The sequence below is a fragment of the Sphaerisporangium sp. NPDC049002 genome (assembly GCF_040649355.1).
GTDB lineage: Bacteria > Actinomycetota > Actinomycetes > Streptosporangiales > Streptosporangiaceae > Sphaerisporangium.
In genome coordinates this window covers 24909-47773 of the sequence record NZ_JBEZFH010000029.1, presented here as the reverse complement: position 1 = coordinate 47773, position 22865 = coordinate 24909, and the positions used below count along the sequence as shown (strand labels likewise).

The window sequence follows — 22865 nt, the reverse complement described above, 5'->3', positions numbered from 1 at the left end:
CGGCGCCGGCGGAGACGTCCCCCGGCGCGGGTGGGACGTCCTCCGGCGCGGGTGGGACGTCCTCCGGCGCGGGTGGGATGTCCTGCTGTACGGCCCAGATGTCGGACTTCGCGGCGGAAGCATCTTCCGTCTTGCGTGAGATGTCCTCACTGTCGGAGAAGTCCTTCTGCGCGGGTAAGAGGTCAAGCGGGTCGGCGGAAACGGTCCCCGGAGTGGAGGAAAGGTCCCGCGCCTCGGCGGTGACGGCCTCCGGCACCGCCTTCACCGGGGCGAAAGCGTCGAACGCGGGCCAACCGGGGGCGGCCTCACCCGTGCCGCCGTCCCCGGTCGTCACCTGAGCGGCCTGTGCCTTGACCGGGGCGAACACATCGAACGCGGCCGGACCGGGCCCGGCGTCGTTCACAAGCCCGCCACCCGATCGCTCGTCATCGAGTCGCGCGTCGCCGGACCGCGCGTCGCGCTCGTCGGACGAACGAGCGCCGACATGCCCTTCAATGATCGCGCCGTCGCCAGCCGTCGCGGCGTTGTCCTCGGTCGCGGCCCCGTCACCGGTCGCGGCGTTGTCCTCGTTTGTGCCCTGGTCATCCTTAACAGCGTCGGTTGTGCCCCGGTCACCCGTAACCGCGTCGTCGGTGGAGGCGGGCTTGTGGCCGGAGGCGGCCGGGGCGCGCTTCGCGGGGATTCCGGCGTGACGGGGGTCGTCGTCGCCGGCACTGATCGCCTGGAACGTTATCGTCTGCTCCTCCGGGGTCTCGGGGACGCTGTCCCTCCCCTCGATCACCGCGTCACCTGACTGCTCGGTGTGCTCATCGGCGCACTCCGTCTTCTTCGCAGTCGATTTCACGGAACCCGCTCCGCTCGAACCATCTCGATCTCCTGGCCGACCCTGACGACGTCACCGACGACCACGATCGCCGGCGGCCGCGTCCCAGCGGCGATCACGCGCTCCGCCACCGTGGAGAGGCTGGCATACAGAGCTCGCTGGGTCGGAAGAGTACCGTCCTGTACCACCATCACGGGGGTTTCCGGCGAACGTCCGTCTCGCATGAGTGTGTCAGCGATCATGGCTATTCGTTCAACAGCCATCAGAAGTACCAGGGTTCCCGGTGATCTCGCCAGTCCCGCCCAGTCAACAGTTGATTTCGGATCGTCCGGCGCCACGTGAACGGAGATGACGTGGAACTCCTGGCTGACTCCCCGGTGGGTCACCGGCACCCCGGCCGCGGCGGGCACGGCCACCGCGCTCGTGACCCCGGGCACGACCACGACGGGGATGCCGGCGCGAGCGCACGCGAGCGCCTCTTCGCCGCCCCTGCCGAAGACGAAGGGGTCGCCCCCCTTCAGCCGCACGACGAACCTGCCCTGCCGCGCGTGCTCGATCAGCAGCTCGTTGATCTTCTCCTGGGCGAGGTAGCGGCCGTATGGGATCTTGGCGGCGTCGATCAGCTCGACGTCGGGCGCGAGCTCGTCCAGCAGCGCCCGGGGCGCGAGGCGGTCGGCCACGACCACGTCGGCCTGGGCCAGCAGCTGCCGCCCTCGTACGGTGATCAGGCCGGGGTCGCCGGGGCCGCCGCCGACCAGCGCGACGCCGACCGGCTTGGAGCGGTTGCGGCGGGCGTCGACCGTGCCGTCGCGCAGGGCGCTCACTACGGCGTCGCGGATGCCGGCCGCGCGGCGCGGGTCGCCTCCGGCGGTCACGGCCACGCTGATCTCGTCGACCCGTCCGCTGGCGGGCGTCCAGGCGGCGGAGGCGTCGCGGTCGTCGGCGCGTACGCACCAGATGCGCTTGGCCTCGGCCTCGGCGGCGATGGCCGCGTTGACGGACCGGCTGTCGGTGCACGCCTGGACCAGCCATGAGCCGTCGCAGTCACCGACCTGGTAGCGCCGGCGCTCCCACGTGATCAGGCCGTCGGCGATGAGGTCGTCGAGGGCCGGGGTCACGCTCGGGGACACGAGGGTGACCGACGCACCCGCGTCGAGCAGGGTTGGCACCCTGCGCTGGGCCACGCGCCCGCCGCCGACGACGAGCACGCGCCTGCCGTTGAGCCGAAGTCCGAGCAGGTAGGGGGACGACATGGGACGGTGTTCCCTTTCCCGGGAAGAGGCAAAACCCGTTGTCCGTGAAGTAAACCTACAGGCCCTCCGCCGTGGGAGGCGCAGCCAGCCTTCCTTCCAGAAGGGGCTTGCGCGGATCCCACGGCTCGCCCCCCGCCTCCACCTCGCGCTTGCGCGCGATCGCCGACAGGGCCTCAAGGATCACACGGTTCCCGAGGTAGGCGGTGATCTCCGCATGGTCGTACGGCGGGGCGACCTCGACCACTTCCAGACCGACCACCGGCAGCTCGTAACAGATGCGCCGTACCGAGTCGAGAAGCTGCCGCGCGGACAGGCCGCCGGGCTCTGGGGTGCCCGTGCCCGGGGCGTGAGCGGGGTCGCACACGTCGATGTCGACGGAGAGGTACACGCCGTCGCACTCGTCGGTGGCGATGGCGAATGCCTCGGTCAGGCATTCGGTGAGGCCGCGCTCGACGATCTCGGTCATCTCGTACGAGCGCATCTCCTGCTGGGCCATCCAGCCGAGGGTCTTCGGACCCGGCCAGTAGCCACGCAGGCCGATCTGCAGGAACCTGTCCCCGCGGATCGCCTCGGACTCGATGAGCCGCCGCATCGGCTGGCCGTGCCCGTACAGGTGGCCGAACTCGATGTCGCCGGTGTCCGCGTGGGCGTCGAAGTGGATCATCGACACCCGTCCGAACCCGTGGTGACGGGCCACGCCGCGGGCGTCGGGCAGCGCGACGGTGTGGTCGCCCCCGAGGACGAGCGGGATCGCCCCGGAAGCGGAGATCGTGTAGACGGCCTCCTCGATGTTCCTGATCGAGCCTTCGATGTCGCCGGAGTAGCACTCGACGTCACCGGCGTCCAGGACCTTGAGATCCCGCAGGGCGTCCACGCGCAGGGCCATGCTCGGCCGGGAACCGTCGTGGGGCAGGTAGCAGGCCTGCCGCAGGGCCATCGGGCCGAACCGCGCGCCCGGCCTGTTGCTGGTGCCCCCGTCGAAGGGGGCTCCGACGATCACGACGTCCGCTCCCGCGAAGCTGGCCGGATCGCCCAGGTCGCAGCGCTCCACACCGAGGAAGGTGATGTCGGGACCGAACATGGGGCCGTAGCGCATCAGGATCCAATCATGCTCCGTAGCGGAATGTCACCATTTAACCCCATTTCATGAATGATGCACCGCACAAGTGATCGTCGACCCACATGCCCCGGAGAGACGCCCGGCACCCGGTTTCGGGAGGTGCTAGATGGCGTCGAGGGTGGTCTGGGCGTCCTTGTCGGTTACCCCTGCGGAGTCGAAGGTCGCCACGTCGTGCATGACACGTACGGCCGCGCTCACCAGCGGGTACGCGAGCAGGGCCCCCGTACCCTCGCCGAGCCGGAGCTCCAGGTCGACCAGGGGGCGGAGGCCGAGGTGGTCGAGGGCGATGGCGTGCCCTGGCTCGGCCGAGCGGTGCCCCGCCACGCAGTAGTCGACGGCGTCGGGTGCCAGCGCGGCGGCGACCAGCGCCGCCGACCCGGCGATGACCCCGTCGAGGATGACCGGCACGCCTGCCGCGGCGGCGCCGAGGACGAACCCGGCGATCGCGGCGTGCTCCAGCCCGCCCACCGCCGCCAGCCTGCGCAGCGCCTCGTCCACGGAACCGGACGGAGTGCCCCGCCCCCCGGAATCCACGACACCGGACGGAGCGTCCCGCTCGCCGGAAACCACGACACCGGACGGCGAACCCTGCCCAGCGGAGTCCACGGCCCCCGGCGGCGAGCCGAGCTCGGCGGGCGGGACGCCCTTGGCCGGCCGGGTCGGCGGGGTGGTGGGGATACCGTTGATCTCCAGGCCGCGGCGGACGATCTCGATCTTGCGGCTGAGGGTGGCGGCGTCGGCGCCGGTGCCCCTGCCGGTGGTCCCGGCCGCGTCGGCGCCCGTGAAGGCGCAGATGAGAGCGGCCGACGCGGTGGTGTTCGCGATGCCCATGTCACCGGTGATCAGGCAGGCCGCGCCGGCGCCGGTCAGGTCGCGGGCCACGGACACGCCCACCTCGATGGCCGCCACGGCCTGGTCGATGGTCATGGCCGGGCCGCGTGACAGGTCGGCCGTGCCGTACGCGACCTTGCGGGAGAGCAACCCGGGCGCCTCGGGAAGGTCGGAGGCGACGCCGACGTCGACCACGGTCACCGACGTGCCGACCTGCGCGGCGAAGGCGTTGGCCACGGCGCCGCCCGCGAGGAAGTTCGTCACCATCTGGGTGGTGACCTCCTGCGGCCAGGGGCTGACCCCCTGGGCGTGCACGCCGTGGTCGGCGGCGAAGATGGCCAGGGCGGCGGGCGTGGGAAGCGGCGGCGGGCAGGCGCCCGCGACGCCGGCGAGGCGGACCGCGACCTCCTCCAGCACGCCGAGCGCGCCACGCGGCTTGGTCAGGCGGTCCTGGTGTGCCCGCGCGTCGGCCATGGCCTGACGGCCGGCCGGCCGGATCGCCGCTAGGGTCTGCCGGAGGATCTCCATGCTCATCGGTCAGACCAGCCCGTCGACCATCGCGGCCTCGTCGAGGGGGAGCATTCGCACGGCGGGCCGGCCCACGCGGACGACATCCTGACCGCCTTCCTGCGGGGACCCGACGCGGACACCCTGAGCGCCCTCGCGGACGTCCTGCCCGCCCTCGTCAAGGGACCCGACGCGGACGTCCTGCCCGCTCCCGTCCAGGGACCCGATACCGTCCAGAGACAACTGCTCGCCCACCCTTTCGAGAAGTTCGTCCCCAGCCTGGCCGGAAACCAGTGGTTCCGCAATGCCCAGAACGCGCTCCTCGGCGTCCTCCAGCGGCCACAGGTCGGCGGCGCCGAGGATCTCGTCCTCGGAGTCCGCCACGTCGGGGCCGGGCCGGCGCAGGGAGGCGTCGGTCGCCTCCAGCACCTCTTCGTACCGCTCGATGATCAGGTCGGCGAGCCCCTCGCAGTCGCCGATCACCTCCGCGCAGCGCACGTCGAGGTCGATGTGCCCGGCGGCGTAGGCGAGGGCCTCGGCCCAGATGCGTTCGAGCACGCCCCCGGCGAACAGCAGGTAAGGGAGTACGACGACCCGCTTGGCGCCGAGGCGGCGGCAGCGCTCGATGCCCTGGGCGACGCTCGGCGGGGCGTCGGCGACGTAGGCGGTCTCGACGGTCAGCAGCTCGGGGGCATGCGTCTCCCAGAACAGCCGCGAGACCCGGTGCACCTCGGCGTTCGCCCCGGTGTCGGATGACCCGTGGCCGACCAGCACGACGGCGGTCTCGGCGGGCGTCACCGGCTCCCACGGCGCCTCGCCGTGCTCTTCGGTCATGGAGACCGACGCGAGGCGGGGCATCTCGGCGAGCGCGTCGGCGAGTCGCTCGGCCATCAGCGCGAGCACCTGGGGCGAGGCGCCGAGAGCCCGGCCCCGGTCGCAGGTGAGGATGGGATGGGCCACGCGCGCCCTCGCGATGGCGGCGGGGACGTCCTCGCTGTCGCCGAGCGTGAGGGGAATGGCCACCAGGCGATGGTGACCCCGGGCGACCAGGGAGGCGACGGAGTCGCTCAGTGACGGGCGTCCCTTGGCGACGAACCCACCTGACACATCCGCCACTAACTGGTCGAGTCGGCACCGCAGCCGGTGGACGAAACGGCCGAACTCTGCTGCACCGGTGTCATCGTGGGCGCCGTGCCCTATGAGAAGGAGCGGCGGCTTCATGTGGATCTCCGATACTTTGACCTGCGGATATGTTGGTCGGGCCGAGAGGATATCCGAATCTGTCAATCCATGGACATCGCTTTGCGGAGCATTTGGTCAAGACAAGACCGACCGTTCATCGTGATCTGGGTCGGCGGGCCGCCATGCGAGGGGGTGTGGCCTCCGGCCTTACCTCAGACCGTCTCGCCCTTGAGCAAACTGAACAGCACGGCGTCGGAGATCCCCCCGGACACGGGCAGTGCCCGCCGGAGCACTCCCTCCTCGACGAACCCGGCCTTGCGCGCGACGGCCTGGCTCGCGACGTTGCCGACGGCGGCGAGCAGGGTGACGCGGTGGAAGCCCCGCATCATGAGGAACGTGGTCACCGCACGCGTCGCCTCGGAGGCGAAGCCCTGGCGCCGTGCCCACGGCGAGATCCAGTAGCCGACCTCGACGTCCCCGCGCTCCCAGTCGGCCCGCTGCACGCCCGCCGACCCTGCGAGGCGACCTCCCGCCTTGGGCTCGATGGCGAACTGAAGGCCGTTCACGGAGTCGCTGTGAGCGAACCTGGTGCACCAGTCGTACGAGCGCTGGAGGTCGTACCCCTCGGCCCAGGGCATCCAGCGGTGGATCTCGGGGTCGCCGTCGACGGCGTCGAAGACGTCCCTGGCGTCGGTGCCGGTGAAGGGGCGCAGGATGAGGCGTTCGCTCTCAAGGCGGACGCCGGTGCCGAAGCCGCGGCCGTTCATGGTGGGCGGCCCCATGATGATGTCGCGGGAGAGCAGGCCGAAGACGACCAGGTCGTGCGGCCCGTCGTCCTCGAAGCCCGCGCCGCGCAGCACGCCTTCGCGGGTGAAGCCCGCTTTCTCGGCGACCCGGAGGGAGGCGGTGTTGTCGAGGTTGGCACGCAGCTCGACCCGTCGCAGGCCGCCCTTGGTGAGCATCCACTCGGTCAGCCCGCTCACGGCTTCTGGGGCGTAGCCCCGGCCCCGGTGCGCGGGGTGGACGCCGTACCCGATCTCGGCGGTGGCGGCGCCCCAGACGGTCTTGAACAGGCTGACGGCCCCGACGATCGCCCCCTCTGCGACCATCGCCAGGTGGATGCCCTGCCCGGATCGCCACAGCTCATGGACCCCGTACGACAGCCACTGGGCCACGCCGGAGACGTGGCCCGGCACGCCGGGCGGGAGGAACCGCGCCCCGGACTCGATGATCGCGCGGACCCGGTCGGCGTCGCGTGGGCCGAAGGGCCGTATGACCAGCCGCCTCGTCGTGATCGTCAAGTGCTGATCGAAACCCGTCAATTCCATCTCCCCTGTACGGACATATCAGCTCACCGCACATTGGGGGTTGCCCGCAACTTGAATAGCCCTTGGTGGAAGGACAAGCTCGGCCGACCCCCAAGGACCCGATTTTCTCACGTCACGGCCGCCCCGGGAGACGACTCACCGCCCAGCCGACCCTCCTCCCACGAGGGCTACGAGGCGGACCTCAGCGCCTCCCGCCACCGAACCCGCGCGCCCGTACGCAGCACCGCGCGCTGGTAGATCAGGCCGCCCGCGTACAGCGTGGCCGCCGCCGCGAGAACCATCAGGCCCATCGCCAGGCCCGTCTCCCAGAGCGGCACGTCGACGACGGCCGACCTCACCGGCATGACCATGGAGGAGAACGGCGGGACGATCGACAGCACGTGCGTCAGCGTCCCGTCCGGGGACCGGGCCCCGATGAAGCCGATCAGGTAGCTCGCCATCAACAGCATCGTGGCGGGCGTGAGGACCCCGCTGAGCTCCTCCTGCCGGGACACCAGCGAGGCGATCGCCGCGAACATCGCCGCGTAGAAGGCGTAGCCGAGCAGGAACCACACGATCGTGCTCGCCACCACGCCGTACGTGCCGTCGGGCAGGTCGGGCACCGCCCCGCTGATCTGGGCCGCCGCGAGGCCGACCACGGCGATCACCACGATCTGCGAGAGCCCGAGCACGCCGAGGCCGATGACCTTGCCGGCCAGGAGCTGCCAAGGCCGTACGGAGGTCAGGAGGATCTCCACGATCCTGCTGCCCTTCTCCTCCACCACGCCCATCGCCACCCAGGTGCAGATCTGGATCAGCAGCATGAACAGGATGACGACGATGACCATCGCGATCACGAGCCGGACCGTCGCGTCCTCGCCGCTGCCGTTGAGGGTCACCTCCTTCATCGGCCGCACCTGCTGCGCCTGCCCGACCTTGGCGGGGTCGAGTCCGGCGGCGGTGAGGTTCTCCTCGGTGGCCACCATGCGGTGGGCGGTGTCGAGGATCACCGAGAGGTCCTGGCCGACCACGGTCTTGGAGATCACCGTCTCGTTGCCCACGACCGCGGCCTCGACGTCGCCGGCCGCCACGGCCGCGCGCGCCGCCGTCTCGTCGGCGTAGCGGGTGACCTTGACGGTGAGGTCGCCCCCCGGCGGGGCCTGCGCGGTGAGCGCGGCCTGGAGCCGGTCGGCCTGCGTGCCCACCAGGCCCACGGTGTGGTCGGACCCCCCTCCGAGCAGCCTTGGAAGGGCGGCCAGCACGGCCACCAGCACCGCCGTGACCAGCAGGCCGTAGCGGTATCCCTTGGTGCGGCCCCGCACGCCGATCTCGCGGCGGGCGACCAGAGCTACGGCGTTCACGCGACCACCTCACGGAAGATCTCGGCGAGCGAGGGCTCCAGCCATCCGAAGTGCTGCACCCGGCCGGCGCTCGTGGCGACGCGCAGAGCCTCCTGGTCGTCGGCCGGCGTCAGGATCACCTCGTCGTAGCGCTCGGTCGCCCCCGACTGGGCGGGATCCCCGTGGGGCGGCCGGACGATCTTGGTGATGATCTCTCCGGGCAGCCGGTCGGCCCATCCGGACTCGGCGCCGGTCACGACGATGCGCAGGCGTTTGCGCGACTCCCGTGCGCGCAACTCCGCCACGGTGCCTCCGGCGACCATGCGGCCGCCCTTGATGATGCCGACCGAGTCGCACAACCGCTCGACCAGGTCGAGCTGGTGGCTGGAGAACACGACCGGGACCCCAGCGGCCGTACGCTCGGCCAGCACCCCGGCGAGGGCGTCGACCGCGATCGGGTCGAGACCGGAGAACGGCTCGTCGAGGACCAGCACCTCGGGCTCGTGGATGAGCGCCACGGCGAGCTGCACGCGCTGCTGGTTGCCCAGCGACAGGCTGTCGACGTCGTCGCCGCGCCGCTCGGTGAGCCCGAGCCGCTCGATCAGGGCGTCCGACGACCGCTTGGAGGCCCCCGCGTCCATGCCGCCGAGCCTGCCGAAGTACTCGATCTGCTCGGCGACGCGCATCTTGGCGTACAGCCCGCGCTCTTCGGGCATGTAGCCGAACCTGCGGCGGGTCTCGAAGCCGGCCCGCCTGCCCTTCCACCGGACCTCGCCGCCGTCGGCGCCGAGCACGCCCATGACGATGCGCATCGTCGTGGTCTTGCCTGCGCCGTTCGCGCCGACGAAGCCGAACATCTCGCCGGGGCCCACCGTGAGGCTCACGCCGTCGAGGGCGACCGTGTCGCCGTACCGTTTCTTGAGCCCGTCCACTTCAAGCATGGGGGGATCCCTTCATTGTCTTTTCGAGTACGGAGACGTACTCCTTGAAAGCCTCGCGGCCCTCGGGGGTGAGTGAGAACCAGGTGCCGGGTTTCTTGCTGACGAAGGCCTTCCGCACCTTGACGTAACCGGCCTCTTCGAGGGTAGGCATGTGCTTGGACGGCAGGGAGTCCTGGCGTGCCTACGGGAGGTGCGGGAGGTCCTCCGTGATGATCACTTCGAGCGTGCGGGGGCCGTGTACGCCCTCGACGCGGTTCAGCTCGATGTCACTGGTCGCCGAGGGGCCGCTGATCCAGGTCAGGGGCCGTACCGGGTCGAGACGGGCGACCGCCTCCGGCACGCCTGACACGACCTGGCCGGCCCTCACCACGCACAGGTGGTAGTCCGGCACGAGGGTGAGCGCCCTGCGTCCCTGGCCGGGGCCGGCGTCGAGCACGATCGTCCCGGTCTCGGCGACGCCCGCCGCGCAGCCGGTGATCACGCCGTTCGCCGCTTCGAGATCGGCGGCGCTCAGCGGTGGATCGTCCCGGAGCCGCTGAAGGCCGGGCGCGGCGGCCAGCCAGCCGTCCGGCAGTCCGTCCGGGACGACCACCCGCCGCGCGCCCCGGCTCGACAGCGCCAGGGCGAGGGTGGCGGCGACCTCGCTCTCGGGCACGACATGGACGATCGCCCGGTAATCGCGGACCCGCTCGGCGAACAGCTCGACGATCGGCTCCCGGGACCCGGACTCGTGGCCCGCCGCCCGGTACCGGCGGGGAACCTCGACCTCGGGGGCGCCCGCTACGGCCGCGCGGATCCGGGAGAGGATCAGGTCACGGGCGCCCTGTGTTCCAGGCGGACGGCTCATCGGTGGCCTCCCTCGGTGCGGTCCCACCAGTCACGGAACGACTCCGCGGGCACCGCCGGGACGTCCCTGGTGTCCGTCCACGCCGCACCGGGACCCGGCAGGCGCCTCTTCGGCACGAGCTTTCTGAACCGGCTCGCCAGGCGCTGGGCGCGCTCCAGCCGTACCGGCGAGTCGAGCACCCACCCCGCGGCCTTCAGCCCGAACCGCTCGGCCGGGCCGTGCGGCGCCTTGGCGCGCAGGTGGACCAGCACCTCGGGGATGTCGATCGCGACGGGGCACACGTCGTAGCACGCGCCGCACAGGCTGGAGGCGTACGGCAGCGAGGCGTCGAGCTCGGAGGCCATCCCGCGAAGCTGCGGGGTCAGGATGGCCCCGATCGGCCCGGGATAGACCGAGCCGTACGCGTGGCCCCCGGCGCGCTCGTACACGGGGCAGACGTTGAGGCAGGCGGAGCAGCGGATGCAGCGCAGCGCCTGGCGCCCGATCTCGTCGGCCAGCACCTTGGTGCGGCCGTTGTCGAGGAGCACGAGGTGGAACTCCTGGCCCTCGGTGGCGCCCGTCCACATGGAGGTGTACGGGTTCATCCGCTCGCCGGTGGAGCTCCTCGGCAGCAGTTGCAGGAACACCTCAAGGTCGCGCCAGGTGGGCAGGACCTTCTCGATGCCGACCACGCTGATCAGCGTCTCGGGAAGGGTCAGGCACATGCGGCCGTTGCCCTCGGACTCAAGGACCACCAGGGTGCCGGTCTCCGCGACCACGAAGTTGGCCCCGGAGACGCCGACCTTGGTGGAGAGGAACCGCTCGCGCAGGTGCAGGCGCGCGGCCTCGGCGAGCGCCCTCGGGTCGTCGCTCAAGCTCTCGGGGGCGGGACGGCCCCACTCGGCCATGTGCTCGCGGAAGATCTCGCGGATCTCCGAGCGGTTGCGGTGGATCGCCGGGACCAGGATGTGGGACGGCCAGTCGTCGCCGAGCTGCACGATCAGCTCGGCGAGGTCGGTCTCGTAGGCGGTGATCCCGGCTGTCGCCAGCGCCTCGTTGAGGCCGATCTCCTGGGTGGCCATCGACTTGACCTTGACCACCTCGGTCTGGCCCGTGGCCCTGACCAGTCCGGTCACGATCGCGTTGGCCTCGGCGGCGTCCGACGCCCAGTGGACGTGGCCGCCCGCCGCGGTGACCGTCTCCTCCACCTGGAGCAGGTAGTGGTCGAGGTTGCGCAGCGCCTCGTCCTTGATCGCCCTGCCCGCCGCGCGCAGCTCCCCCCAGTCGGGCAGCTCCCCGACCACTGACGCCCGTTTGGCGCGGATCGTGTGCGTCGCCTTGCGGAGGTTGAACCTGAGCTGGGAGTCCTGGAGGGCCTCCTCTGCGTTCTCCGGGAAGGAGGGCATGCCGAGGAAGGTGCCGGGGCCGGTCATCGTCCTTCTCCTTCGCGGGTCACTGCTCCGCCTCCGTGGTGGCGAGGATCTCGGCCAGGTGCATGACCCTCACGCCGGTGCGGAGACGGCTGAGCGTGCCGCCGATGTGCATCAGGCAGGAGTTGTCGGCGGCGCAGAGCACTTCGGCGCCAGTAGAGGTGATATTTCTGACTTTGTCAGCACACATGGCCGCCGAGACCGCCGCGTTCTTCACCGCGAAGGTGCCACCGAAGCCGCAGCACTCCTCCGCGCCGGGAAGGGGCGCGAGCTCCAGGCCTCGTACGCTCTGGAGCAGCCGGGTGGGCCGGTCGCCCACGCGCAGCCCGCGGAGCGAGTGACACGTTGGGTGATATGTCACCCGGTGTGGGAAATATGCGCCTACGTCGGTGACGCCGAGCACGTCCACGAGGAACTCCGACAGGTCGTACACGTTCGGGGTCACCTCGGCCACGGCCTCGGCGAACGGGGAGTGCCCGCCGTGGGCGCTCGCGAAGGCGCCCGCCCGCGTCGCCCCCATGCCCGCCGCCAGCTTCGGATACTGCTCGCGCACCATCGCGGCGCACGAGCCGGACGGGGCCACCACGGCGTCGTAACCGCGGAAGACCTCCAGGAAGTGCCGCGCCAGCCGCACCCCCTCGTCGCGGTATCCGGTGTTGACGTGCATCTGACCGCAACAGGTCTGGGCCGTGGGGAACTCCACCTCGCAGCCGAGGCGGCGCAGCAGCGTCACGACCGCCTTCCCCGTGCCCGGGAAGAGCGTGTCGTTGACACACGTGACGAACAGGGCGACCCGCATCGGACCCCTTCCTCGGGTGCATCGAGTCACTCCGGCCGGTGAAAGCCGAGTATGGTCAGACCATACTCCAGGGCCGAAGGAGGGTCACGTGGCGGGCAGGGCGCGGCGGACGCGCGCGTTTGAGGAGGTGCTCCTCCAGGTCGAGCGGCGGATCGCCGACGACGGGCTCAGGGTGGGAGACCGTCTCCCCGGCGAGCGGCAGCTCGCCGAGCAGCTCCAGGTGAGCCGGGCCTCGGTGCGGGAGGCGCTTCGCGTGCTCGAAACGCTGGGCGTGGTGTCGTCGCAGGCCGGGCGGGGTCCCGACGCGGGTGCGATCCTCACCTCCCGCCCCGACAGCGCGCTCACCGACCTGCTGCGCCTCAGCCTCGGCCTGTCAAGCCTGTCGCTGCGCGAGGTCATCGACACCCGCCTGATGATCGAACGCTGGTCCGCCGAGCACGCCGCACGCGGCGCGACCACACAGGCCCGGATTGACGCGATGGCGGCGGCTCGACCCGGCGCGACCACGGAGCTTCGACCTGACGCGGTGGCGGAGGCTCGACCCGGCGCGATGGCGGAGGCCATACGGGCCATGGAGGCGGCGGCGACCGCCGAGGAGTTCGTGGAACACGACATCGCCTTCCACGTGGCCATCGCCGAGGCCTCCGGCAACCGGCTCGTGGCGGCCGTGATGCGCGCCCTGCGCGACGCGATGCGCCGGTACGCCATCGAGGCCGTCGAGCGCCTCGGCGACACCGGCGTGCTGCGGGAGGACCACCGCCGGATCCACGACGCGATCACCTCGGGCGACGCGGCGGCCGCGATCGACGCCGTGACGGCGCACCTCGCCCACGCCTACCCCGAGCTCTTCTGACCCTCGACCAGCCCAGCTAGAACGTGTTCTAATTGCGGGGCGTCGTGCCGTACTCCCGCGGAGGTCTGGACATGAGCGGTGACCTGAAGCTCGGACTGAACGTCGGCTACTGGCAGCGGAACGCCGACGACGCCACCGAGGTGGTCCAGACGGCCGAGCGGCTCGGCTACGACTCGGTGTGGACGGCCGAGGCGTACGGGTCGGACGCCTTCACCCCTCTGGCGTGGTACGGCGCCAGGACCAGCAGGATCAAGCTGGGCACCAGCGTCGCGCAGATCTCGGCGCGCGCGCCCGTCACCACCGCGATGACCGCGATGACGCTCGACCACCTCACCGGCGGCCGGCTGCTGCTCGGCATCGGCGCGTCCGGGCCCCAGGTCGTGGAGGGCTGGTACGGCCGGCCGTTCCCCCGGCCGCTCGCCCGCACCCGCGAGTACGTCGACATCATGCGCAAGGTGTGGCGCAGGGAAGAACCGGTTACCAGCGACGGCCCGCACTACCCACTCCCGTACCCCGGCGGGGCCGAGCTCGGCAAGCCGCTCAAGCTGATCACCCATCCCCTGCGGCCGGAGATCCCGATCTATCTCGGCGCGGAGGGACCGAAGAACGTGGCGCTGGCCGCCGAGATCACCGACGGCTGGCTGCCGCTGTTCGTCTTCCCCGAGAAGATCGAGAGCATGTACGGCGGCGCGCTGGCGGGCGCGAGGCCCGGCTTCGACATCGCGGCGATGGTCCTGGTGACGATCACCGATGACGTCCAGGCCGCACTGAACGGCGTGAAGATGATGCTCACGCTGTACATCGGCGGCATGGGCGCCAAGAGCCGTAACTTCCACGCCGACATCGTCGGCCGCATGGGCTTCGCGGACGCGGCCCACAAGATCCAGGAGCTGTACCTCGCGGGCCGCAGGGACGAGGCCTTCGAGGCGATCCCGGACGAACTGGCGGACGGCATCTCCCTGGTGGGCCCGATCGGGCGGATCCGCGAGCGGCTCGAACTGTGGCGCGCCAGCCCGGTGACCAGCCTCCTCGTCATGGGCCCCCGCGACGAACCCAGCCTCCGCGCGATCCGCGACCTCGTCCTCGGCTGACCACCCCCGGCGTGCTGAACGTTTCAGACCCGTGGCCCCCTTCCGCGGGACCGCCCCAGGTCAGTGCCCTCGGGCACGGGGGGCGGCGGGCGTGGTCTGTCTCCTGGCGGGGCGGCGATGCGACGCTTCCTGGTGCTGCCCGGTCCGTAGCGGTTCCGGATGTCATCCCGCAGGAGGATTCATGCACAAGGTACGAACCCTGCTCCTCACGGTCGCCCTGGCCGGTGGCCTGGCGATTTCCCTGGGGGCCGCGCCGGCGCAGGCCGCCACCCTCCGGAACGTCTACTACGAAGCGTCCGACTGTTACCGATACGGCACCTACGGCGTCCAGAACGGTCTGTGGACCTCGTACACGTGCACCTACGTCAGCAACGGGTCCAGCACGTGGCCGTACGGCTTCTGGTTCCTCTACGCGTGACCTCTCCTCCCGCTGCCCGGCCGGAAGCTCCTTCGGGCGACCAGGGAACACCTCCTGGCCGGGCATCAGCACGACGGTCCGGGCCTGGGCCGGCGGCACAATGGTAGGCATGCCCCATCGCGAACCCGCCACCTGCCCCTGCGGCCTTCCCTCCTCTTACCAGGACTGCTGCGGCCGATTCCATCGTGGCGAGGCCACCGCGTCCACGGCGGAACAGCTCATGCGTTCCCGGTTCAGCGCGTTCGGCGTCGGGGACAAGGCGTACCTGCTGCGCACGTGGCATCCGTCCGACCGGCCGACCCGCGTCGGCTTCGAGAAGGGCCTGCGCTGGGTTCGCCTGGAGATCCTGGACTCCACCGGGGGCAGCCCCTTCCACACCGAAGGGACGGTCCGCTTCCGCGCCCACTACGTCGACCGCGGACGCCCGGGCCACATGGAGGAGAACAGCCACTTCACCCGACTCGACGGCCACTGGGTCTACACGGGTGCCACGGAGCCGCCGCGCTCGACGTGAGCGTTCGCCGGGCGTGGACGAGGCGCTTCGGGCGGGGGCCGTCAGACCGCTGCCCTGAGGTGTGGCCTGGCGGCCCCGAGCCTGTGGGGCTCGGGCCTGGTGGGTTCCTTCTTGCGCGGCTCGGGCGTCGTCAGGGCGGTGGAGACCACGGACTCCAGGTCGGGGGCGGCCGCGGCGGAGATGTCGATCGGGCGGCGGAGGAAGCCGGCCGCGTACAGGATGCCGGCGGCCTCCTGTTGCTCGGCGAGGAACTCCGCGCCCGCGGGCTCCAGCCGCCAGGGCAGGCGGGCGAGGGCGATCTCCCAGGCATCGACTGAGCCGCCGACCGCCTCCACCATGAGGTGGGCCGCCTCCCTCGGATTGGCCCTCGCCCAGTCGTCGGCCTGCTGGAGCGCCCTGACCAGGGCAGCGACCGCGTCCGGGCGGGTCTCGGCGAAGTCGCGCCGAGTGAAGAACACCGACCGGTTCGAGATCACCCCCGCCGTGCCCGCGAGGGTCACGGTCTTCCCGGATGCCTCCGCCTTCACCAGGTCGGCCCCCTGGGCGACCCATGCGGCGATCTCACCCGCGCGCAGCCACCGTACGGCCTCACGCCCGACCGCGCGGGGTTCGATGTCCTGGTACGAAAGGCCGGCCTCGGCGAGCAGCTTGGCCAGGAAGTGGGTCTGCCAGGAACCGACGCCGAAGGCGACGGGCCTGCCGGCGAGATCGGCGACCGACCGGATGGGAGCCGCACGAGGCGGCGCGCCTTCCGGGCCGGGCGCGGCGACCAGGAGCGCTCCGTGGCCGGGGCGGGGGGCGGAGGCGGCCGCGTAGACGACGGGGAGCCCGGCGGCCTGGGCGGCGAGGGGCGGGGTCGATCCGGTGCCGCCGAAGTCGATCGCGCCCTCGGCCAGCAGCTCGCCGGTCCGCGTGCCGTCCGCGTAGAAGTACAGCTCCAGGGGCTCTTCGAAGGTGTCGAGGACATGATCGAGGCGCGAGAGGAAGAACAGGGACGGATTGCCGTTGTGCACGCCTATTCGAATGGTCACAGGTGAACCCCCAAGTCTCGTATCAGGATGGACACCGGGAGGGAGGGCTGCCAACCCCTTAACGCCCTCCCTCTCCGGTGCCTCCGGATACGGCGGCCATCCTGTTGAGCGCGCCCCGCTCTTCGCCGTATCCCGCTCGTGATCCCCGGAAGGTTCCCGCGGCCTGTTCCCGGTACGTCCGCCGGTACGTCCGCACGGTGAGTTCCCGGTACGTCCGCCGACGCGTTCATGCGGTCTGTTCCTGGTAGGTCCGCCGGCGGGCGTGGGCGCTCGCGAGCGGGGTGTGGTCGGCCCAGGAGCCCACGTCCACGGCGGACTCAAGGAAGCCGTGCGTCCACAGGAAACGCTCCTGCTCGGCGAGCAGGCCGAGCCGCTCGGCGGACAGGTCGATCGTGAGGTCGGGCAGGTCGATCGTCAGGTCGGTCAAGCGGTGGGCGCCCGGCGGCCGGGCGGCGTCCCCGGACAGGGTCAGGGCCTGGTCGGGATAGGCGCTCGCCCACTCGGCGGCGTCCAGCAGGACCCGCAGGAACCGCGCGACGACGTCCGGACGTACATCCAGCAGCAACTGGTCGACGGTGATCGGCCTGACCGTGCCGTCGTTGATCCTCACCCGCTGGTCCGGATGGCCGTCGAGGTCGATCGCGACGTGCAGGCCGTACCGCGCGGCGGCCTCCACGGCCGTGGCGCCCTTGACGTACACGGCGTCGATGTCGCCCCTGGCGAGCGCTTCGAGCTCCGGCTCCCACTGCCGGGAGCCGGCCCCGGGAAGCCCGGCAGGGGTGGATGCCCGCCGCGGGCCGCCGAGCACGGCGGGGACGGAGGTCCGCCAGCCGGGGACGGGTGTGACCGGGACGTCGACCAGGTGGACGTCGTTGAGGGTGAGCCCGCCCGCCCAGAGGGCCCCCTGGAACCCCCGCAGGGCCGTCGCGCGGCGGACGTCGACCGGAACGCCCTTGCTCAGAGGCAGGCCGAGCCGTCGTCCCCGCAGGTCCTCCGGGTCCTGGATGGTCACGTACGGCCGCGTGATGACGGCCTGGCGTTCTTCGACCCAGGTCAGGCTGCCCGCCGCCGGCTCGTCCAGCAGGAGGAGCTTGGGCTTGGTCGCGAGCGCACGCGCGATCTCCAGCCGCCGCTGGTCGCCGTAGGGGAGGTTCTTGGCCGTCTCCTCGGCGCGGTGGCCGATGCCCACGAACTCAAGGAGCTCACGGGCCAGCGCCTTGCCGTCACGCTCCTCGTGGCGGTGCCACGGCAGGCCGAGCGCCGCGCTGAACATGCCCGCGCGGTGGTGGGCGTCGGCCCCCACCATGACGTTCTCCAGCGCCGACATGTTGTGGAACAGGCGGATGTTCTGGAACGTGCGGGCGACGCCCCGCTTGGTGACCTTGAACCGCTTCATGCCGTCGATGCGGTCGCCGTCGAACACCACCTGGCCCGACGTCGGGCGGTAGACGCCGGTGACGACGTTGAACACCGTCGTCTTGCCCGCGCCGTTCGGCCCGATGAGGGCGAAGATCTCGCCCTCGTTGATCGTCAGCTCGACCTCGCGCAGGGCGACGACGCCGCCGAACTGCATCTTGACCTTCTGCAGCTGCAGAAGCGGACGCGGATCGCTCATTTGGATGCTCCCTCGGCTGCGGGCTGGGACTCCGGACCCGGAACCTCGGCGCCCATGCTGCCCATGCCGCCTGTGCCCTCCGCCAGCTCCGCTTTTCGGCGGCGCGACGGCAGCAGGCCCTCGGGCCGGAAGATCATCAGGGCGACCAGCGCGGCGCCGAACACCATCGTGCGGTACTCCGACAGGCCGCGGAACCTCTCGGGCAGCCAGGCGACGAGGAACGCGCCCAGGATGACGCCCGGGATGTTGCCTGAACCGCCGAGCACGACCGCCGCGAGGATGGTGGCCGACAGCATGAACAGGAAGTCGTTGGGGTTGATCGAGATCGTCTTGCCGGCCCAGACGACTCCCATGGCCCCGCCGATCGAGGCGCCGATCGCGAAGGCCAGGAGCTTGAACTTGAAGGTCGGCACGCCCATGACCTCGGCGGCGTCCTCGTCCTCGCGGATGGCCGCCCACGCGCGGCCGACGCGGCTCTTCTCCCACCGCTTCACGAAGATGATGATCGCGGTGGCCACCACGACCAGCAGGTAGTAGTACGGTCTCGGATCGAGCACGCCGTAGTGGAAGATCTGCACCCCGAAGAGCTCGACGCCGTCGAAGCTCGGCGGGTGCGGGATGCCCGCGATGCCGCGGGGTCCGCCGATGGCGTCGGTGTTCTCGGCCGTCTGGCGGACGATCTCTCCGAAGCCGAGCGTGACGATCGCGAGGTAGTCACCGCGAAGGCGCAGCGTCGGCCCGCCGAGGACCACTCCCGACAGCGCCGACAGCAGGACGCCGACGACCAGGATCTCCCAGAAGTTCAGGCCGAGCTTGGTGCCGAGCAGCGCCATCGAGTAGCCGCCGATGGCGAAGAAGGCGACGTACCCGAGGTCGAGCAGACCGGCCTGGCCGACGACCACGTTGAGGCCGATCGCGAGGACCACGTACGTCCCGATGGGGAAGAACAGGACGCTGGCCCAGTCGCTGTAGGGCGACATGAAGTGGCCGAAGGACTCCGAGGGCAGCAGCAGCGCGATCACGAACAACGCGACGTAGACGATCCAGCGCTGCCAGACGGGGGCGCCCGCCCACCGGTCGCGGATGCCGTCGAGGAAGGCCGAGAAGGCGTTCCTGCGCTTGGTGGTCGTGGAGTTCGTGCTCATGCGCGTGCCTGCTGGAGTGATTCACCGAGGATGCCGGTGGGCCGGAACATCAGGACCAGGACGAGAACCGTGAACGCGATGACATCCTTCCATCCCGAGCCGAAGACGGCGGCACCGTAGTTCTCGATCAGACCGAGGAACAGGCCGCCGACCAGCGCTCCACGTAGGTTGCCGATGCCCCCGAGCACCGCGGCCGTGAAGGCCTTGATGCCGAGTAGGAAGCCGATGGAGAACTTCGTGACCTCGAACTGGAGCACGAACAGCGCGCCCGCGATGCCCGCCATGAGGCCACCGATGAGGAACGTCATCCGCACGATCTTGTCGATGTCCACGCCCATGAGGACCGCGGTCTCCGGGTCCTGCGAGGTCGCACGGATGCCTCGGCCGATCTTGGTGCGGTTCACCAGCAGGTCAAGCAGGACCATCATGCCGATGGCCGCCACGAAGATCAGGACCTGGTCGACGCGGACCTGCGCGCCGCCGACCGTGAAGAGCGTGTCCTTCTGCATGATGCGGGCCACACCCATCTGGTTGCGGCCCTGTTGCGGACGGTTGAAGACGTGAGGGATGATCACCAGGGCGAAAAGCTCCTGGAGGAAGAGCGACGCGCCGATGGCCGAGATGAGCGCGGCCAGGCGGGAGGCGCCGCGCTTGCGCAGCGGGCGGTAGGCGATACGTTCGAGCAGCATGGCCGAGCCCGCGGAGGCGAAGCCTCCGGCGAGCACCATCAGGAGCAGGCCGCCGACGAGGGCCAGCCCGGTCAGCGGCTGGGTGATGCCGAGGGTCATCACCACGAACGCCGACGCCATGGTGCCGATCATGAAGACTTCGGAGTGCGCGAAGTTGATGAGGCGCAACACGCCGTAGACCATCGTGTAGCCGAGGGCGACGAGGCCGTAGATCGCGCCCAGGATGAGGCCGTCGATCGTGTACGGCCAGAAAGATCCGATGAGGTTATCGAACACTGGATGGATTCGCTTTCAGGGAAGCCTGCAGGCGACAACGGGCAGACAACGGGCAGGGGCGGGACGCCGTGGCGTTCCCGCCCCCTCACTACTGTGACTACCGTCCGTCAGCCGAGCTTGGCCGTCGTCGTGTCGCCGAGCAGGCCGATCTGGCCATCCTTGACCTCGTACATGTAGATCGACTTCGCGGCGGGCTCACCGGTCGGGTCGAAACTGATGTGCTTGGTGATGCCGTCGAAGTCCGACTTGCCGACCGCCTCGTTGATCGCCTCGGCCGTCGTCGCACCGGTCGCGAGGGCCTTGGTGAAGGTGGTCATGGCGTCGTAGCCCTCGGTGGCGTAGATCAGCGGGTCGGCGCCGAACTTCGCCTTGTAGTCCGTGGCGAACTTCTTGACCTTCTCGTCGGTCTCGGCGGCGGTCGGGATGCGGCAGGGGCAGCCGATGAGCGCGCCCTCGGCCTGCGGAGCGCCGGCGCTCTCGATGATGCCCTTGTCCAGGGAGCCGTCGGCGGAGAAGAACTTGGCCGTGACGCCCTTGTCCCTGAGCTGCTTGAGCAGCTTGCCCGCGGCGGCGTAGTAACCGCCGAAGAACAGCGCGTCCGGCTTGGCCGAAGCGACCTTGTTCACCGTCGAGGAGTAGTCGGCGGCGTTCGGGTCGAGTGCGTCGTCGGTGACCGTGGCGCCCTTGGTCTTGAGCTGGCCCCGGACCGCGTCGCCAAGGCCCTTGCCGTACTCGGACTTGTCGTCGACGACGAAGACGTTCTTGGCCGCCGCGGCGCCCACGATGAAGTCGGCGATGGCCGGGCCCTGGACACCGTCGTTCGGGACGACGCGGTGCCAGTACTTCCAGCCGTTCTCGGCCAGGGCGACGGCGGTGGCCGAGGCGGAGATGCTGGGGATCTTCGCCTCTTCGAGCAGCGGGCCGACCTGCTTGGACTCGCCGGAGAAGGCGGGGCCGACCATGGCGACGACCTTGTCCGTCTTGATCGCCTGCTGCGCGAGGCTGACGGCCGTGGTCGGGTCCGCCTTGCTGTCGTACTTGACCATCTCAAGCTTGACCTTGGGATTGGTGGCGTTGTACTCGTCGACGGCAAGCTGGGCGCCGTTGCTCGGCGGGATGACGATGCCGGAGTTCTCACCCGACAGGTCACCCATGAAGCCGATCTTCAGCGTGGTCGGCGCGGCGTCGCCGCCGCCCTCCGACGACGACCCTGAGTCACTGCCACAAGCAGCGAGACCAACGGTAAGTGCCACACCGACGGCGAGCACGCCCCCGAGGCGAGCAATCTTGGGCCGCAAGGTTGCCTTCCTTTCACCTGATCCCGTGTCGGGATCGGGTCCACAGAACCTCCCTGGCGATCTGGCCAGGGTTCGTTGACGGCATTACACCCAGCTCAAGTCACAGGTCGGTACAGACTCAGAACACGTTACCGCTTCGTTATCACACCGGTCCTCTTCGGCGATCGGCCGGAAAAGTAAAGGTCACATCGACGGCGGAGCGTTTCGCGAGTCAACTCACGTGACCCCGGAGCCGACTCCATGGAGTAACATCCCGGCTCTGACGGAGAAGCGCGGCGGAGTCCCGGCAATCTCTTGTCATGACTCCTCGGGGCTCTGCGCCTCCTGCACGACGGCCTGGGCGACCTGGCGCATGCTCATGCGGCGGTCCATCGACGCCTTCTGGATCCAGCGGAACGCCTGGGGCTCGGTCCACCCGTGCTCGGCCATCAGCAGGCCCTTGGCCCGCTCGACGAGCTTGCGGGTCTCAAGGCGCTCGCCGAGGCTGGTGACCTCGCGCTCCAGGGCGGCGATCTCCTCGTGGCGGCTCACGGCCATCTCGATCGCCGGCACCAGGTCGGACTTGGTGAACGGCTTGACCAGGTAGGCCATGGCCCCCGCGTCCCTCGCCCGCTCCACGAGGTCGCGCTGGGAGAACGCGGTCAGGATCAGGCACGGCGCCACCCGCTCGGACACGATGCGCTCGGCGGCCGAGATGCCGTCGAGGATCGGCATCTTGACGTCGAGGATCACCAGATCGGGCCGCTGCTCCAAGGCGAGCTTGATCGCCGTCTCGCCGTCCCCGGCCTCGCCGACGACGGCGTAGCCCTCCTCTTCGAGCATCTCCTTAAGGTCGAGACGGATCAGTGCCTCGTCTTCCGCGATCACCACTCGCCGCTGCGTACTCACGACCAAGAGAGTACCGATGTCCGCTAGATTAGGGGCACGAGCACCTCGGCGCCCCGATAGACCAACGGCAGAGTCGATGGCCTCAAAATCCATACAGTGTGGGTTCGAATCCCACTCGGGGCACTGTTCCGGCGAAACCGCGTGGCTGAGGCCGCGCGGTTTTCGCGTCTGTGGCCTCCCGCAGGGCGGGCAGCCACAGGAACCACACGCGGCCGTCACCGGTGACCAGGCGCCGCGCGGCCCATCCCGCGACCCGCGGCTCGGGCACGTGGGTGAGGTACGCGGCCATCCGCCCGTCCGGCCAGGTCAGCGGCGTCCTGCGGAAGGCGCGCAGGGCGCATCCCGCCTCGTAGGCGATGGGCAGGGTGCTCCCCGGGCCGCCGACGACGCACGGGCCGCTCAGCCCCGCCTGCCTCAGCGCGTCGGCGACGGCCCGCTCCGCCGCCCTGTAGGCGTGCGAGCGCTCCACGCGCCGTCCGAGGACCACCTGCTGGGTGAGGAGCTGACCCGCCACCGCGACCAGGACGAGCACGGCGGGCACGCGCCCGCGGCGGGCGGCCCGCACCAGGAGCAGGGCCACCGGCAGGGCCAGCACCGCGTAGGCGGGCAACAGGAAGCGCGGCGCGCCGTACCCCACCAGGAACAGGTACTGCGCCGCCAGCCCGGCCCCGGCCGCGCAGGCCAGGCC

The 22865-nt window shown here is 70.6% G+C and carries 22 protein-coding genes, 1 tRNA gene and 1 pseudogene; 6 read left to right on the top strand and 18 right to left on the bottom strand.

Annotated features, from left to right (window positions below; genetic code table 11):
• The 12 genes and pseudogenes from AB0B89_RS09335 to AB0B89_RS09280 form a co-directional block, all read right to left on the bottom strand.
• Nucleotides 1–844, bottom strand: a pseudogene (locus AB0B89_RS09335) (hypothetical protein); the annotation flags it as partial.
• A complete protein-coding gene (gene cobA, locus AB0B89_RS09330; protein ID WP_358550334.1) occupies nt 841–2076 on the bottom strand; it encodes a uroporphyrinogen-III C-methyltransferase in 1236 nt (411 codons plus the stop codon). The gene cobA and the pseudogene AB0B89_RS09335, both read right to left, overlap by 4 nt.
• Nucleotides 2077–2131: 55 nt before the next feature.
• A complete protein-coding gene (speB, locus tag AB0B89_RS09325) occupies nt 2132–3172 on the bottom strand; it encodes an agmatinase (protein ID WP_358550331.1) in 1041 nt (346 codons plus the stop codon).
• Between the two features lie 126 nt (nt 3173–3298).
• Nucleotides 3299–4555 (bottom strand): nicotinate-nucleotide--dimethylbenzimidazole phosphoribosyltransferase, encoded by a 1257-nt coding sequence (locus AB0B89_RS09320; protein WP_358550340.1) that lies wholly within the window; start codon nt 4553–4555, stop codon nt 3299–3301.
• Nucleotides 4556–4564: 9 nt separating this feature from the next.
• On the bottom strand, nt 4565–5755 hold the full coding sequence (locus AB0B89_RS09315) for a sirohydrochlorin chelatase (RefSeq protein WP_358550329.1): 1191 nt from the start codon (nt 5753–5755) through the stop codon (nt 4565–4567).
• Between the two features lie 173 nt (nt 5756–5928).
• On the bottom strand, nt 5929–7017 hold the full coding sequence (locus AB0B89_RS09310) for a GNAT family N-acetyltransferase (protein WP_358550327.1): 1089 nt from the start codon (nt 7015–7017) through the stop codon (nt 5929–5931).
• A gap of 194 nt (nt 7018–7211) precedes the next feature.
• Nucleotides 7212–8384, bottom strand: coding sequence for an ABC transporter permease (locus AB0B89_RS09305; protein WP_358550325.1), 1173 nt, complete (start codon nt 8382–8384; stop codon nt 7212–7214).
• Nucleotides 8381–9304 carry an ATP-binding cassette domain-containing protein gene (locus AB0B89_RS09300; RefSeq protein WP_358550323.1) on the bottom strand — a complete coding sequence of 308 codons (924 nt, stop codon included), beginning with the start codon at nt 9302–9304 and terminating at the stop codon, nt 8381–8383. The genes AB0B89_RS09305 and AB0B89_RS09300 overlap by 4 nt, the downstream gene beginning before the upstream one ends.
• Nucleotides 9297–9470 carry a transcriptional regulator gene (locus tag AB0B89_RS09295; protein ID WP_358550338.1) on the bottom strand — a complete coding sequence of 58 codons (174 nt, stop codon included), beginning with the start codon at nt 9468–9470 and terminating at the stop codon, nt 9297–9299. The genes AB0B89_RS09300 and AB0B89_RS09295 overlap by 8 nt, the downstream gene beginning before the upstream one ends.
• Before the next feature lie 15 nt (nt 9471–9485).
• Nucleotides 9486–10151 (bottom strand): lactate utilization protein C, encoded by a 666-nt coding sequence (locus tag AB0B89_RS09290; RefSeq protein ID WP_358550321.1) that lies wholly within the window; start codon nt 10149–10151, stop codon nt 9486–9488.
• Nucleotides 10148–11563, bottom strand: a complete 1416-nt coding sequence (locus AB0B89_RS09285; RefSeq protein ID WP_358550319.1) for a lactate utilization protein B — start codon at nt 11561–11563, stop codon at nt 10148–10150. The genes AB0B89_RS09290 and AB0B89_RS09285 overlap by 4 nt, the downstream gene beginning before the upstream one ends.
• 19 nt (nt 11564–11582) lie before the next feature.
• Nucleotides 11583–12359 (bottom strand): (Fe-S)-binding protein, encoded by a 777-nt coding sequence (locus AB0B89_RS09280; RefSeq protein WP_358550317.1) that lies wholly within the window; start codon nt 12357–12359, stop codon nt 11583–11585.
• A gap of 88 nt (nt 12360–12447) precedes the next feature.
• Between AB0B89_RS09280 and AB0B89_RS09275 the strand changes: the two genes are divergently transcribed.
• The 4 genes from AB0B89_RS09275 (at nt 12448) to AB0B89_RS09260 (ending at nt 15235) form a co-directional block, all read left to right on the top strand.
• Entirely contained in the window at nt 12448–13212 is a 765-nt protein-coding gene (locus tag AB0B89_RS09275) for an FCD domain-containing protein (protein WP_358550315.1), read from the top strand.
• 71 nt (nt 13213–13283) lie between these two features.
• Complete coding sequence (locus AB0B89_RS09270) at nt 13284–14303, top strand: LLM class F420-dependent oxidoreductase (RefSeq protein ID WP_358550313.1); 1020 nt, start codon at nt 13284–13286, stop codon at nt 14301–14303.
• A gap of 181 nt (nt 14304–14484) precedes the next feature.
• A complete protein-coding gene (locus tag AB0B89_RS09265) occupies nt 14485–14721 on the top strand; it encodes a hypothetical protein (protein WP_358550312.1) in 237 nt (78 codons plus the stop codon).
• 109 nt (nt 14722–14830) lie between these two features.
• On the top strand, nt 14831–15235 hold the full coding sequence (locus AB0B89_RS09260; RefSeq protein WP_358550311.1) for a YchJ family metal-binding protein: 405 nt from the start codon (nt 14831–14833) through the stop codon (nt 15233–15235).
• Nucleotides 15236–15276: 41 nt separating this feature from the next.
• Here the strand turns inward: AB0B89_RS09260 and AB0B89_RS09255 are convergent, their stop codons facing one another.
• The 6 genes from AB0B89_RS09255 to AB0B89_RS09230 form a co-directional block, all read right to left on the bottom strand.
• A complete protein-coding gene (locus AB0B89_RS09255) occupies nt 15277–16266 on the bottom strand; it encodes an ABC transporter substrate-binding protein (RefSeq protein WP_358550310.1) in 990 nt (329 codons plus the stop codon).
• Between the two features lie 226 nt (nt 16267–16492).
• Nucleotides 16493–17881, bottom strand: a complete 1389-nt coding sequence (locus AB0B89_RS09250; protein ID WP_358550309.1) for an ATP-binding cassette domain-containing protein — start codon at nt 17879–17881, stop codon at nt 16493–16495.
• Nucleotides 17878–19026: a branched-chain amino acid ABC transporter permease gene (locus tag AB0B89_RS09245; RefSeq protein ID WP_358550308.1), complete on the bottom strand. Its 1149-nt coding sequence runs from the start codon at nt 19024–19026 to the stop codon at nt 17878–17880. The genes AB0B89_RS09250 and AB0B89_RS09245 overlap by 4 nt, the downstream gene beginning before the upstream one ends.
• Complete coding sequence (locus AB0B89_RS09240) at nt 19023–19991, bottom strand: branched-chain amino acid ABC transporter permease (RefSeq protein ID WP_358550306.1); 969 nt, start codon at nt 19989–19991, stop codon at nt 19023–19025. The genes AB0B89_RS09245 and AB0B89_RS09240 overlap by 4 nt, the downstream gene beginning before the upstream one ends.
• Before the next feature lie 107 nt (nt 19992–20098).
• Nucleotides 20099–21289: a branched-chain amino acid ABC transporter substrate-binding protein gene (locus tag AB0B89_RS09235; RefSeq protein WP_358550304.1), complete on the bottom strand. Its 1191-nt coding sequence runs from the start codon at nt 21287–21289 to the stop codon at nt 20099–20101.
• Between the two features lie 297 nt (nt 21290–21586).
• Nucleotides 21587–22177 carry a response regulator gene (locus AB0B89_RS09230; RefSeq protein WP_358550302.1) on the bottom strand — a complete coding sequence of 197 codons (591 nt, stop codon included), beginning with the start codon at nt 22175–22177 and terminating at the stop codon, nt 21587–21589.
• A 50-nt stretch (nt 22178–22227) separates the two neighbouring features.
• Here AB0B89_RS09230 and AB0B89_RS09225 point away from each other — a divergent pair.
• Both AB0B89_RS09225 and AB0B89_RS09220 read left to right on the top strand, forming a co-directional pair.
• Nucleotides 22228–22300, top strand: a tRNA-Leu gene (locus tag AB0B89_RS09225).
• 98 nt (nt 22301–22398) lie between these two features.
• Nucleotides 22399–22530 (top strand): hypothetical protein, encoded by a 132-nt coding sequence (locus AB0B89_RS09220; RefSeq protein WP_358550300.1) that lies wholly within the window; start codon nt 22399–22401, stop codon nt 22528–22530.
• Nucleotides 22531–22865: the final 335 nt, after the last annotated feature.